This window comes from Haloarcula terrestris (genome assembly GCF_031624315.1).
In the GTDB taxonomy this organism is placed as follows: domain Archaea; phylum Halobacteriota; class Halobacteria; order Halobacteriales; family Haloarculaceae; genus Haloarcula; species Haloarcula terrestris.
Window position 1 is genome coordinate 70,690 of record NZ_JAMQOM010000009.1, and the last position, 14,000, is coordinate 84,689.

Genomic DNA, 14,000 nt, shown 5'->3' on the forward strand with positions numbered 1-14,000 from the left:
TTCCCCGAGACTCAATACATCCCACAAATGAGCACACCAACGCAAACGGAAACGGCATCCAAATCGACCTTCGCCAGGCTTCGGGACCTGTGGAACGACTACCTCCCGTACTGGTTCATGGCACCGATGGTGGCGGTAATGGTGATGATCACCTTCTTCCCCGGTGCCTACGACCTGTATCTCAGCCTGATCGCGGAGCCGACACTCGACGTGTTCGCGGCCGATTTCGTCGGACTGTCCAACTTCGAGACGGCCTTTACCCGCGGCGGCGCGATCCACTCGTTCGTCATCACGATTACCGTCGTCGCCAGCGCCTTGCTCCTCGAAACTGTCCTCGGGTTCGTCCTGGCCGCGCTCGTGGCCGGCGTCGGCTCCGACCGGACGAAGTCGTTCTACCGGGTGTTGTTCATCATTCCCATGGCCGTCGCACCCGTCTCGCTGGCGACCATCGGCCGGATCATGCTGAACAGCGAGATCGGCATTATCCCCTACGTCATAAACACCGGCACGCCGTTCGCAGCGCCGAATTTCCTCTCGGACATTCCGCTGCTGACGGTAATTCTCCTTGATGCGTGGAACTGGACGCCGTTCATGTTCATCATCTTCTACGCCGGCCTCTCGTCGGTGCCGAAGACGCTCATCGAGGCATCACGTGTCGACGGTGCGCCGATGTGGCGACGGTACGTCCACGTCATCATCCCCTACATGAAGCCGGTCGTCTTCGTGGCGACCCTCATCCGGCTGATCGACCTGTTCCGGACGTTCGGCGTGGTGTACGGGCTCACTGGCGGCGGACCGGGGACGGCGACCCAGCTCGTGAGCATCAATATCTACGAACAGATGTTCATCAACAACCAGATCACCGTGGCCGCAGCCATAGCCATCGTCTACCTCGTCCTCGTCGTTGCACTGTGTAACGTCATCATTGCGAAGGTCGGCTTCGAGGGGGTGTGGGACTGATGGCAACGACAGACGGCGACTCCGCGACCGCGTCACAGCGACTCGACAAGGACACGCGGGAGAAACTCGTCACGGCCGTTCGCCACACCATCCTGCTGACGTGGTCGTTCATCGTGCTGTTCCCGCTGTACTGGCTCGCTTCGATGTCGTTGAAGCCGCCCGGAACAGCGAACGCGCTCCCGCCGGACTGGATCTTCCTGCCGACGGTGTACAACTACATCCAGCTGTTCCAGGACTCCGGCTTCGTCGCGGCCTTCGCCAACAGCCTCATTATGGTGTCGGCGTCGGTCGTCCTCGTGCTGTTGATCGGCGTTCCCGCCGCGTACGTCCTCTCGCGGTACGACATCCCGATGGAGCGGGACGTGCTCGTGTGGATTCTCTCCTCACGGATGCTCCCGCCCATCGCCGTTGTGCTCCCCTTCTTCATCATCTTCCGGGAGCTCAATCTGTTCGATACGCGAATCGGGATGGTCCTGATGTACGTCAGTATCAACCTCTCGCTCGTGGTTTGGGTGATGAAAGCGTTCTTCGACGGCATCCCCGAGACACTGGAGGAAGCGGCTCGGGTCGACGGCGCGACCCAGTTCCAGGGCTTCAGGAAGGTCGTCCTTCCGGCGGCCAAGCCCGGGATTTTCTCGGTCGCGATCATCAGCTTCATCTTCGCGTGGATCGAGCTGCTGTTCGGGCTCGTGCTGACGAGTTTCGAGGCCGTGCCGGTGACGCTGTTCGTCTACTCGTTCATCGGCTCCCGTTCGATAGAGTGGGGGATGCTTGCAGCCGCCTCGACGGCGATGATCGTTCCGGTCGTCATCTTCCTCATCGCGGTGAACAAGTACCTCGCCGCCGGACTCAGCTTCGGTGTGGTGATCAAAGAATGACTCCACGACCCGCACCGCGACAGGTATCGCTCGCAAACCACACCCCTGCGGCGGGGAGCAGTCGCCGCGACACGGAGGCACGCTAATGGCTCGTATCACAATCGACGACGTTACGAAACGGTTCGGAGACGGAGATGAATCGATAGTCGCTGTCGACGACGTTTCCCTGGACATCCGCGACGGCGAGTTCATCGTCTTCGTCGGGCCGTCCGGGAGCGGGAAGTCGACGCTCATGCGCATCGTCGCGGGACTGGAGACGCAAACCGAAGGCGACATCCGCATCGGCGACGACGTAGTCAACCAACTCGGCCCGCGCGCCCGGGACATCGCGATGGTGTTCCAGAACTACGCGCTATACCCGAACATGACGGTTGAGGAGAACATGTCCTTCGGGCTGAAGATGTCCACGGACATGTCCTCCGACGAGATAGAAGAGGCCGTCACCTCTGCCGCCGAGATGATGGACATCGACATGCTGTTGGACGACACACCCGGCGAACTCTCCGGCGGGCAACAGCAGCGCGTCGCGCTCGGGCGGGCCATCGTCCGGGACCCGAACGTCTTCCTGATGGACGAGCCGCTGTCGAACCTGGACGCGAAGCTCCGGGCGGAGATGCGGACCGAAATCAACCGGCTCCAGAACGAACTCGACGTGACGACGTTGTACGTCACCCACGATCAGACGGAGGCGATGACGATGGGCGACCGGCTCGTCGTCCTCAACTACGGTGAGCTTCAGCAGGTCGGAACCCCGCTGGAGTGCTTCTACCGGCCGTCCAACCAGTTCGTCGCCGGCTTCCTCGGCTCGCCGTCGATGAACTTCTTCGAGGGATCGGTCGAAGGCGGCACGCTCCGCGCGGACGGGTTCGACTTCGACCTGACCGAACAGATGCAGTCCGCGGTCGGGAGCCGGAACGAACTGGTCCTCGGGATCCGGCCGGAGGACATGACGCTTCACGACCGGGCGAACTCGGGCCACGAGTTCGAGGCCGTCGTCGATGTCGTCGAACCGATGGGGAGCATCTCCTACGTCTACCTGCAGGCGAAGGCACAGAGCCACGAGCAGACGTTTATCGTGGAGACGGACGGCCAGCGCCCGATCAGTGAAGGACAGCAGGTCTACGTGGAGATTCCGGATCGAGACGTGCACCTGTTCGACGCCGCCAGCGGGGAGACGATCCACCAGCGCCAGCTCGGTGACGACGCGGAGATGGCCCTCGAAGAGCAGATGAAGCCCGCCGAGTGACGACGAGCGCCGTCATCACCCTACTCGCCGCAGTCAACCAACTAGCAACTATACACGACATATGACCGATCAAGACATTTCACACTACGAGACGCGTACCGCTATCTGTGAGTACGGCCGCAGCCTGCTCGACGACGACCTGACGACCGGCACCGGGGGGAACCTCAGTGCCCGGCTCGACGAGGACCACATCGCCATCAGCCCCTCTGGAGTTCCGTACGGGGAGATCGAGCCAGAAGACGTTCCGGTCGTCCACACGGACGGCACTGTCGTCGAGGGCGACATCGAGCCGTCGACGGAGCTGCCGATGCACCTGGCCGTCTACCGCGAGCGACCGGCGGTCGGTGGCGTCGTCCACACCCATTCCCCGTACGCGACGACGTTCGCCTCGCTCGGCGAGGCAATCCCGGCCTCCCACTATCTCCTCTCCTTTACCGGAACGGAGGTACCCGTCGCTGAATACCGGACACACGCAACGGAGGAACTCGGTGAAGCCGCCGTTGACGCGCTGGGTGAGTCGTTCAACGCCACGCTGTTGCGAAACCACGGCGTCCTGACGGCTGACGAGTCGCTGGACGATGCCTATACGGTCGCGCTGATGGTCGAGTACTGCGCCCGCATCCATCACCAGGCCCGAGCCATCGGCGAGCCGGAAATCCTCCCGGACGAGGAGATCGACCGGTTGGCCGATAAGCTCGACAGCTACGGGCAGTGACCACCCATGCGAACGATATTTGAGAGCATCAGCGCATGAAGCACGTCGCTATCGACATCGGCGCGAGCGGCGGGACGGTGTTCCTCGGCGAAGTGACCCAGTCGTCGTTCGCCGTGCGAGAGGTGCACCGGTTCGACAATCGACCCGTCGAACGGGACGGCCGCTACGTCTGGGACGTTGCCGCGCTGGTCGATCATATCGGGGACGGAATCCGGGCTGCCGATGACCACGCCAACGGCGTCGATACGGTCGGTATTGACACGTGGGGGCTCGACTTCGGGCTCCTGGCCGACGGCGAACTGCTCCGGGACCCGGTCTCCTACCGCGACCCAGAGTCGACGGCCACGCGCGAGGAAGTGTTCGATGCCGTCGGGAAGCGGCGGCTGTTCGATGCGACCGGCATCACGAACTGGAACACGCCGAACACGCTGTGGCAACTCCACACTATTGCCGAGCGCGAGCCCGAACTCCTCGAAGCGAGCGATGGCCTGCTCATGATGCCACAGCTCCTCTCTGCACGGATTGGGGGGGAGCCGGCGGGCGAGATGACGATAGCATCGACCACACAGATGGTCGACCCGGAGCGGCGGGCTTGGGCGACCGACCTGCTCGACGAGCTATCGGTACCGACGGATATCCTTCCACCGCTATCTGAAGCCGGGCAGCGCCTCGGGACTGTGGACGACGATGTCGTCTCGGGGCTGTCCTCGACGCCCGAAATCGTGACGCCGGCGAGCCACGACACCGCGGCGGCCGTCGCCGGCCTCCCGCTTGTCGAGGACGCCGCCTTCCTCAACACGGGGTCGTGGTTCGTCCTCGGCGTCGAGCGCGACGAGCCAGTCCGGACAGACGCAGCGTTCGAACACGCTGTCTCGAATGAACTCGGCGTCGACGGAACCGTTCGCCTCCTGAAGAACATCAACGGCTTCTTCATGCTCGAAGAGTGCCGCGAGGCGTGGCGCGAGGCGGGCCAGCCGGTCGACTACGAGACACTGCTGTCGGCCGCCGAAAAGGCCCAACCACGGACCGCGCTCGTTGATACGGATGCCGAGGCTTTCGGCATCGACGAGCCGATGCCCGACCAGATTCGGACCTACTGCCGCCAAACGGACCAGCCCGTTCCGACAGGCCAGGGCGGTATCGTCCGCTGTCTCCTCGACAGCCTGGCGGCGAAGACGGCGCTGGAACTCGACGCGCTCGCGGCAGTCGTCGACGAGCCCCCGGCGCGAATCGTCCTCGGTGGCGGCGGCGTCAGAAACGAACTGTTCTGTCAGTTACTCGCAGACGCGACCGATCGCCCGGTCTCCACCGGGCCGATTGAGGCGACGGCCGTCGGTAACGTCCTCACACAGGCCGTCGCCGCCGGAACCGTTCCGGATATCGAGACCGGACGACAGTTGGTCGAGTCGGCGTTCGAGACGACGACCTACGAACCACGCGCCGCTGGCGAATGGGCCGAGACAAAAGACCGGTTGGCCGCACTGACCGGCGATCCGTCGTCCGAAGCCTGATCCCTCACCGCGAGGTGTAGCCGCCGTCCATCACGACGGTCGATCCCGTCATGTACGACGACGCGTCAGACGCGAGATACACCACGAGTTCTTTCAGCTCTTCTGGTCGACCGAGTCGGCCAATCGGCGTGTTTTCCAGCCACGTTTCCTCCATCTCCGGGTTCTCTTCGAGCACCTCATCGACGAGTTCGGTCCGCATGTAGCCGGGCGCGATGGCGTTGACGCGAACCCCCTGATCGCCCCACTCGACGGCCAGTGACTGGGTCAGCATTCTGACGCCGGCTTTGGTCGTGTTGTAGCTGGCCTGTTTCTGCGGGACGTTCACGTCAAAGCCCGACATCGAGGAGATGTTGATGATGCGGCCTTCACCCCGGTCGAGCATCTGTTGGCCGACGTGCTTGGCACAGAGGAAGACGCCGTCGAGGTTGACCGACACGACACGCCGCCAGGACTCGATGCTCGTCTCCTCCGCGGGTGAGTTCTCGACGATACCGGCGTTGTTGACCAGCACGTCAATCGGCCCGAGGCGGTCGGTCACGTCCTCGACCATCGCCTCGACCGAGGTTTCGTCCGTCACGTCGACCTCCGTCGCGATTACGTCCGTCTCGCCGTCGAGTTCCGACGCCGTTTGCTCTGCTTTCTCGATGTTTACGTCCGCGATAGCGACATCGGCCCCCATCTCCACCAGACCGGTCGCCATCTGTTTGCCGAGACCCTGTGCTGCACCGGTGACGATAGCTGTCTCTCCGTCGAGGGAGAAACTCTCCAGTACACTCATGCGTACACTCACTGCTCCGGCAGCCTCCAGCATAAATGTACGCCTCTCTCTGTCACACTCCCTGGTGACCCGATATCAGTAGCCAGTCATTACAAGTACTCCCTCGCAGATAACATAGCTATGCAAATCACCGACTTCGAACTGTTCGCCGTGCCGCCGCGGTGGTTGCTCCTGAAGTTGGAGACCGACGAGGGGATCGTCGGGTGGGGCGAGCCGATTGTTCAGGGTCGGCTTGAGACGGTTCGGGCTGCGGTTACCGAACTCGTCGAGGCGTATCTACTGGGGGCGGACCCGCTCCGAACCGAGTATCACTGGCGAAAGCTCTATCAGAGCGGCTACTTCCGTGGCGGGCCGATACTCATGAGCGCGCTCGCCGGCATCGACCACGCGCTCTGGGACATCAAGGGACGGCACTACGGTGCACCGGTGCACGAACTACTCGGCGGTCACGTCCGTAATAAGCTACTCGTCTACCAGTGGCTCGGTGGCGACGATCCCGAAGACGTGGCCGCGGCCGCGAAAGAGGACCGGGAACGCGGGTACAAAGCCTTCAAGTTCAACTTCGCCAGGGAGTTTCGGCCGATTGAAACGCCCAACGCTGTCGACCATGCGGTCGAACGTGTGGCGGCAATCCGCGACGCTGTCGGTGACGATGCCTTCGTGGGCGTCGACTTCCACGGCCGCGTCTCCAAACCGATGGCCGCCGATCTGGTCCAACGTCTCGAACAGTTCGATCTGATGTTTATCGACCAGCCGCTGCTTCCCGAGCAGGACGCGTCGTTTGCTGGCATCGCCGAGCAAACCACTGTGCCGATAGCTACCGGCGAACGGTTCTACTCGCGCTATGATTTCAAACAGCTCCTCGTCGACGACGGAGTGTCGATAATCCAGCCCGACGTGACTCACGTCGGTGGCATTAGCGAGATGCGCAAGATCGCGTCGATGGCGGAGGCGTTCGACGTGGCCGTCGTGCCCCACTGCCCGCTCGGCCCAATCGCGTTCGCGGCCAGTCTGCAGGTCGGCTTTTGCGCACAGAACGTCGTGATGCACGAGCAGGATCTCGATCTGCATGATCCGACGACGAGCCAGCGGCTCAAGGTCCTGGAAGACCCAGAAACGTTCCGCTTCGAGGACGGTTACGTCAAACGACCGACCGGTCCCGGCCTCGGTATCGAGATCGACGAGGCCCACATCCGCGAACTTTCACAGACGGAGGTTAACTGGTACAACCCGGTCTGGCATCACGAAGACGGGAGCGTCGCGGAGTGGTGACCGGTCGCGGCAACAGCACGGCACGACTCACCCTGTGTATTTTTATGGTTTTGTCACGTGCGCCCACGTATGCGAAGCGCTGTACTGGTAGAAACGACTGAGTTCGAACTGCAGGACCGCCCCAGACCGTCGCCCGGGCCGGACGACGTACTCGTTGCCGTCCGAGACGTAGGGATCTGTGGCTCCGATGTCCACTACTACGAGCACGGCCGTATCGGTGACTACGTCGTCGAAGACCCGCTCGTTCTGGGTCACGAGAGCGCCGGTGAAGTCGTCGAAGTCGGCGAGAACGTTACCGACCACGAACCCGGCGACCGTGTCGCGCTCGAACCCGGCGTTCCTTGCCGCCGGTGTGCCCACTGCAAACACGGCGACTACCACCTCTGTGAGGATGTTCGGTTCATGGCGACACCGCCACACGACGGCGCGTTCACGGAGTACGTCTCGTGGCCGGCCGACTTCGCCTACGAGCTTCCGGACTCCGTCTCCACAGCGGAAGGGGCGCTGTGTGAGCCGCTGTCCGTCGGCATCCACGCGTGCCGCCGTGGCGGCGTCGGAACCGGCGATACGGTGCTGATAACCGGTGCCGGGCCCATTGGACTGATGGTGATGGAGGCCGCGCGTGCCGCCGGCGCGACGGACATTATTCTGACCGATGTCGTCGAAGAAAAACTGGACTTCGCCGACAAACGGGGCGCAGACCTGACTGTCAACGTCACCGAAACGGATCTCGAAGCGGCAGTCGACGAGTACACGGACGGCGTCGGTGCCGATGTCGTCGTCGAAGCCTCTGGCGCGGAGCCGTCGATCCAGTCCACGATTGACGTGGTCTGTCGGGGCGGCACAGTTGTTCTGGTCGGCCTCGCAAGCGAGGCGGAAGTTCCTTTCGACGTGCTGGAAGTCATCGACAACGAGATCGATGTCCACGGATCGTTCCGGTACAAGAACACCTACGAGGCAGCTGTCGACCTACTGGCCGACGACGAAGTCGATGTCGAAGGCATCATCGACTTCGAATCCCAACTCGAAGACATCGATGATGCGTTCCGCCGAGCCATGGAACCGACTGTGGTCAAGGGCATGATATCCCTGGATTCGTAACAGGCACTGCGCCAGGCGTAAGCCCTGAGGGAATTAATAAAAGAAATATCGGTATTATGGAATACTGATATTTAGGATGGTGGTATTCAATGATTTTCACAAGCATAGAGATAGCTTGCCAGTAACTGTTCGCTCACTCTGATGACTGATAGCGGTTTAGAGCGTCTACAGACGAGTTTGTTCTATTTAGTGATTTTCTGGCAGTGTCGTACATTGACCTTCCCCCTTTACTCTGGTATGGCTCTTGTACTGGTGGAGAAATATATAGTATAGAATATTTACGCAGAAATAAACATAAGAGAACATGTTGATGGACCTGGGAAAAGGCCGTCCAATCGAGAAGACACCGCGTGACCGATAGCCGGTGTGCTGCTAGCCAAACGGTTATACCCTGCAACCGTTGTGGACCGATATGGACCTCTCTATCGTCGATCTCTCTCCGGTCCCCGATGACGGCACCGCGAACGATGCCTATGCGAACACTGTCGAAGCCGCACAGCAAGCCGAGCGACTCGGGTATTCCCGGTTCTGGGTGGCTGAACACCACGGGATGGGTGATTCCTTGGCAGGGACAACCCCCGAGGTGCTGCTCGGAAATCTCGCTGCCGAAACCGACTCGATCCGGCTCGGCTCGGGGGCGGTCCTGCTCAATCACTACAGCCCGTTCAAAGTCGCGGAGCTGTTTGGCTCCCTCGACGGGCTCGCTCCCGGACGAATCGACGCGGGGCTGGGGCGGGCGAACGGCTCGCCGGCCGTCGACCGCGCGCTCGGGACTGACCGCCGCGTCCGAAACCCCGACGAAGACCACGCCGAGAAAATCGAGGCTGTCGTCTCGCATCTCTACGACAGCTACCCCGACGGACACGCGTACAGCGATATAGAGATTCCCCGCTCAGATGCGGAGACGCCCGTCCCGTGGGTTCTCGGGTCGAGTCCATCAAGTGCCGCCCTGGCTGGGGAACTCGGCTTGCGCTACTGTTTCGCCGCGTTCATTCGACCGGAACTGGCCACTCGCTCCTTCGAGGCGTATCGGAACCGTTTCGAATCGTCGCAGCTGGCCGGCGGCGTCGACGAGCCACAGGGGATGGTCGCCGTCAACGCCGTCTGCGCCGAGACAGACGAAGCGGCGGCCCGGCTCCGTGCCGTTGCCGAAGCGTCGTTCAAACGAATGGAACGGGGGGTCGTCGGCACGACCCCGTCGGTCGAGGAGGCTATCGACGAACTCGGGGCCGTCCCCGAACCGACGCCCGCAACACTGGATGCCGGGGAGTGGCCGCGAGCGATCTCCGGCAGCCCGGAGACACTCAACGGCCTGCTCGAACAACTCGCTGACCGCGTCGGGGCCGACGAAGTGATGATCCAGCACGTCGTCGGCGACCACGCCGACGGGCTCCGATCCCACGAGTTGCTCGCTGACGGTGTCGGTCTCACACCGCGCTAACCGGTATCGGACTATATTACATCATCTGGAAGTATCTGATCCGGTATAACTCCTGTATAGGCTCGTATCTACCGGTCTATAAATTGTTTTGCAGGACAAATTGTCAAACACTCCGAGTTCTACGCTGAACTACCACCAACGAGACAGAAGCAGAGAGAAGTGGAAGCAAGTTCCGGATACCGCCTGTTCACACTCGCCCTAGTCGTCCGCAACCGCGGGAGCGGTCGGTGACACTGCGCTGGCTTCGGCGCGTTCGGACAGGTGCGTCCACTCCAGATCGTGTTCGTACTGGAACGCGCCGTGGTCCTGCGTCGGGTCGACGACCGTCAGCGAGAGCCAGTTGTTGTCGAGTAGTTCCGCCAACTCCTCGTTGGCGGCCAGAACCTCGGTAACATGGTCGACCGGCGCATGGATGACCGTCGAGAGGCGGAGCGGCTGGTGGTACGGTTCGTCGTCGGCGGCCATGAGCGACTGCTGGGGCAGTCCGGTCATCAAGTCGCCGCCGTTGCCCTGGTAGACGCCGATGTTGCCGACGGGGTTGTGCGTCACCTTCGACCCGCTCCCGTAGACGGCGTTGTCGACCGTCGAAAAGTAGTACTGGGTGTTGATCCACTGGGTGACGACCATCGGGCCGGTGAGTATCGCTTCGAGCGCGTCGCCGTCGGGATCGGTCGACCAGTCATACGAGTGGAGGAACGCGCGGCCGTCGAGGTCGAGGTCGCTCGTCAGTTCGCGGGGACCGATGACGAAGCCGGCGTTGCCGGCCAGCCCCCACTCGGGACGGGTTTCTGCCCAGTCGGCGGCGCGGCGTTCGGTCTCGCTGACCGCCGCGGAACCGTCAGCACCCATCGATTCGGCGCGCTCGGCGGCCGCCTCTTCGCGGGCGGTGGCGAGATCGGACCGCAACTGTGCAAGCTCCGCAACGTGGCTTTCGGGCACGTCGCTATCGTATAGCTCCACTTCGTCGGTCGTAGTGTTGTGTTCGCCGGCGAGGAAGACGGTATCGTCGGGAATCTCGAAGCCGCGGTCGCGGAGTTCGGCCCTGACCGCCTCGTTGTTACAGATCTTCGCCAGCACGCGGGCGTTCGGGCCGCCGGGGTTGCCGGCGCAGGCACCACAGTCCAGGCTCGCATCGTAGGGGTTGTTGGCCGTCTGGCTGGCGTGTCCGGTAAAGACGACGAGGCGACTGAACGTCTCCCAGCCCATCAGGTCGAACGCGGTGGCGGCGTACTCGACTTTCTCCTCGGTGGTCAGTCCCACCGGCAGGTCGCCGGCGTAGGTGTGCTGGTGGTGGACGAGCGGCTCACAGAACTCGTGTTCGTCGGGCACCTGGCCATCGGCTGCGTCGAGCAGGTCGGACACGCGCCCGGGGACGAGCGTGCGGGCCGCGAGCGCGAGACTGTAGCCGCTCCCGGCAGTTTCGACGAAGCCGTAGGCGGTGGCGGCGTTGGCCTCTAGGGTCTCGATTATTTCGTCGGCGGTTTCACGGAGGCCCGACCAGCGGTCGTGGCTCGCCTGGGTCTCGTCGTCGGTCGGCATGTCGGTGACGTGGTGCTGGGGGTCGAGAATCGGCGGGCACGCGTCGACCGACACGTCGGCGTCGTACCCCTGGTATTCCATTGGGATGCCGAAGAAGCCGGCGTACCCGTAGGTCTCGTAGTCGCCCGTTGCCTCGATGTGGCGGCGGATGATCTCGGAGCGGGTGTCGATACAGAAAACCAACTGCGCGTCCGGGCGGCTCGGGGTGTCGTTGTCAGCCAGCGACTGACTCTCCGTCGCGACGCTCTCGACGAGATCACTGCGGTAGGTCGCTTCCCAGGCACGCAGGAACGCCCCGGCGAGTTCGGCGGTCGGGTCGGGATCGATGCTGTCGTTCGAGGGGGAGATGTCCGCATCGACGGCATCCAACAGCGCCAGCCGCGCGGCGAGATACCCCGCCAGTGAAATCGGGTGCGCCGACTGCCACTCGCCTTCGGCATCGGCACGCTGCTTGATGAGTCCCGTCCAGCCAGGGAGGGCAGCCAATTGGTCCTCGAAAATAGAGTCCCACTGGCGCTCCGGATACGGCGCAAGCACCGCCTCGATGGCCTCGGTCGGGGTCTCGGGCAAGTCAGCGACGACCCCTTCGTCGGGGATTTCGCTGTCGTACCCGACCACCTCGCGAAAGGCGGTGTAGAACCCTGCCTCGCGGTTGGGCATCGACCAGTGGGCGCTCCCTTCGTCGAGGAACGCCGACAGCCATTTCGTCAGCACCTTCTCGGCGCGGTCCGTCGCGGCGTGGGCGTCCCCATCCGTCGCGTCGGACGCGTTAGCCATGTGGTCCAGCAGTATCTCGGGATCATCGTCGTAGCCGAGTTCGGAGAGTTCTGCGTCGAGGATCTCCGGGTCTATCTGGCCACGCTGGAGCGCCGCACGGAACGTCTCGGCACTGGGGTAGCCACGGCCACCCAGCAAGTCGGCTGCCTGTGTGACCGCTTCACTGAACGGCCGGTCCTCGAACCCCGCGAGGGGATTTGCGGTCACGAACGAGTGGATCGGCCAGAGAGCGCCGACGGTGGTCGCTGCGGAGTCGATACTGTCGTGGATGGCGGCTTCAGTACTCATTGTAGTCCTCCGTCGTAGTCAGTACGGTGTCGGCTGCCGGCTGCCCGGCGTTCAAAAGCGCCACGTAGAGACGCTGACTGCGCTCGTGAACCCCAGTCTCGATACCGATGTAGATGCCGGCGAAGGCGACCGCGATGGCGGCGTGGAGCAGGGTTAGCTCGGTCGGTGCCGTGACCATCGGGAGCTCTGCCAGGAGCCCTGATATCGCCTCGTACACCACCGCGTAGACGGTGATCGCCGGGAAGAAAACCAGCGGGACGGCCCCGTATCGGACCGCCGTCGAAAGCGAGGCGTGTTGGACCGCGTCGCGAGCCGCGTGGAGCGTAGTAAAGACCACAAAGAAGGTCAGCAAGAGCCCGGCGTCGATTTTCAGACCCTTCCCGGTCAGCATCGCGAACAGCGCACCGCCAGCCAGTCCGGTCAGCAGCGTCACGATGAGACCGACGACGCTTTGCAGGCGCCCCACCGTGTGCGGTGTCTGCTCACTCGGCGCGGTGTGTTCGACCTGTCCGCCCGCGCTGAGGAACTGATAGGCTTTGTAGAACCCATGCAGGATGAGGTGGGTGATAGCGGCCCCAAAAAAGCCCAGGCCCGCCTGCATGATCATAAAGCCCATCTGGCCGACTGTCGAGCAGCCGAGTTTGCCCTTGATGTCCGTCTGGACCGACTTCAGGAGCTTCCCACCGATGGCGCTGGCTCCACCGACGGCGACGACTGCGAGCATGAGCGTTGCGTCGACAGTGATGACCGGCGCGAAGCGAGTCAGCAGGATGCCCCCGGCGTTGACGAACCCGGCGTGCATCAGGGCCGAGGCGGGCGTCGGTGCGGTCATCGAGGAGAGGAGCCAGCCGTGGAACGGAATCAGGGCCGACTGGATCATCGCCGCGAGTACGAGCGCGCCAGCGGCGACCAGCCACACCGGGCCACCGAGCGTGTCGGCGGCCCCAGCAACGCCGGAAACCGTTGTCGCACCGGTTGTCCACCACAGCGTTGCCAACGCGACACCGAGGAGCGCACTACTGCCGAGAAAGTACGTGCGGGCGACCGTCGCGGCCGCCTGTGCCTGGTCCCAGCCGCTGATGATACCGATGAGCTTCGCCATCAGCAGGCCCATGGACAGCCACAGCAGTCCGAACAGGGCGAGGTGGTCGGCTGCGACCAGCCCCATCACGACCACCGTGAAGCCGAACACGGTGGCGAAAAAGGTCGTTTTGACGCGACTGCCCGCCATGTATCGGCGAGAGTAGCTGTGAACGATACCGCTGAAGAAGGTGACGACCACCCACATCAGGACAGTCAGCCCATCGATTGCGATCACACCGGGGACCTCCCACGTGACCCCTGTCCGGACTCGGACAGCAAGCACAGCGATGCTCGCGGCCAACATCGACCACACGAGCCATGTGAGTACAGCGGGCACGAGCGGTAACTCCTCCGTCGTGTCCGGGAGTGATCCAACCGGCGTAGTTGAGTTGCGTCCTGACATCGTTTTCG

General features: G+C 63.0%; 11 protein-coding genes. 8 read left to right on the top strand and 3 right to left on the bottom strand.

The annotated features are described in order from the left end of the window. Positions 1-27 precede the first annotated feature (27 nt). From NDI54_RS17160 to NDI54_RS17180, 5 genes are all read left to right on the top strand, one after another. On the top strand, positions 28-960 hold the full coding sequence (locus NDI54_RS17160) for a carbohydrate ABC transporter permease (protein WP_310897666.1): 933 nt from the start codon (positions 28-30) through the stop codon (positions 958-960). After that, the gene (locus NDI54_RS17165; protein WP_310897667.1) at positions 960-1,838 is read left to right on the top strand and encodes a carbohydrate ABC transporter permease; all 879 of its coding nucleotides are present in this window, start codon (positions 960-962) and stop codon (positions 1,836-1,838) included. Before NDI54_RS17160 ends, NDI54_RS17165 begins: the two co-directional genes overlap by 1 nt. Positions 1,839-1,923: 85 nt before the next feature. After that, positions 1,924-3,084, top strand: a complete 1,161-nt coding sequence (locus NDI54_RS17170; RefSeq protein WP_310897668.1) for an ABC transporter ATP-binding protein — start codon at positions 1,924-1,926, stop codon at positions 3,082-3,084. A 61-nt stretch (positions 3,085-3,145) separates the two neighbouring features. Beyond that, positions 3,146-3,799, top strand: a complete 654-nt coding sequence (locus NDI54_RS17175) for a class II aldolase/adducin family protein (RefSeq protein ID WP_310897669.1) — start codon at positions 3,146-3,148, stop codon at positions 3,797-3,799. Positions 3,800-3,834: 35 nt separating this feature from the next. Then, positions 3,835-5,310, top strand: coding sequence for a rhamnulokinase (locus NDI54_RS17180; RefSeq protein WP_310897670.1), 1,476 nt, complete (start codon positions 3,835-3,837; stop codon positions 5,308-5,310). A 4-nt stretch (positions 5,311-5,314) separates the two neighbouring features. On the opposite strand, the gene NDI54_RS17185 is transcribed toward NDI54_RS17180, so the two are convergent. Next, complete coding sequence (locus NDI54_RS17185) at positions 5,315-6,088, bottom strand: SDR family NAD(P)-dependent oxidoreductase (protein WP_310897671.1); 774 nt, start codon at positions 6,086-6,088, stop codon at positions 5,315-5,317. A 120-nt stretch (positions 6,089-6,208) separates the two neighbouring features. Between NDI54_RS17185 and dgoD the strand changes: the two genes are divergently transcribed. The 3 genes from dgoD (at position 6,209) to NDI54_RS17200 (ending at position 9,902) form a co-directional block, all read left to right on the top strand. Further along, positions 6,209-7,360, top strand: coding sequence for a galactonate dehydratase (gene dgoD, locus NDI54_RS17190; RefSeq protein ID WP_310897672.1), 1,152 nt, complete (start codon positions 6,209-6,211; stop codon positions 7,358-7,360). A 69-nt stretch (positions 7,361-7,429) separates the two neighbouring features. Continuing rightward, positions 7,430-8,461, top strand: a complete 1,032-nt coding sequence (locus tag NDI54_RS17195) for an NAD(P)-dependent alcohol dehydrogenase (RefSeq protein ID WP_310897673.1) — start codon at positions 7,430-7,432, stop codon at positions 8,459-8,461. A 412-nt stretch (positions 8,462-8,873) separates the two neighbouring features. Beyond that, a complete protein-coding gene (locus NDI54_RS17200; RefSeq protein ID WP_310897674.1) occupies positions 8,874-9,902 on the top strand; it encodes an LLM class flavin-dependent oxidoreductase in 1,029 nt (342 codons plus the stop codon). Between the two features lie 198 nt (positions 9,903-10,100). On the opposite strand, the gene NDI54_RS17205 is transcribed toward NDI54_RS17200, so the two are convergent. Both NDI54_RS17205 and NDI54_RS17210 read right to left on the bottom strand, forming a co-directional pair. Next, positions 10,101-12,506, bottom strand: coding sequence for a DUF2309 domain-containing protein (locus NDI54_RS17205; protein ID WP_310897675.1), 2,406 nt, complete (start codon positions 12,504-12,506; stop codon positions 10,101-10,103). Continuing rightward, on the bottom strand, positions 12,496-13,992 hold the full coding sequence (locus tag NDI54_RS17210) for a proton-conducting transporter transmembrane domain-containing protein (RefSeq protein ID WP_310897676.1): 1,497 nt from the start codon (positions 13,990-13,992) through the stop codon (positions 12,496-12,498). Before NDI54_RS17210 ends, NDI54_RS17205 begins: the two co-directional genes overlap by 11 nt. Positions 13,993-14,000 lie beyond the last annotated feature (8 nt).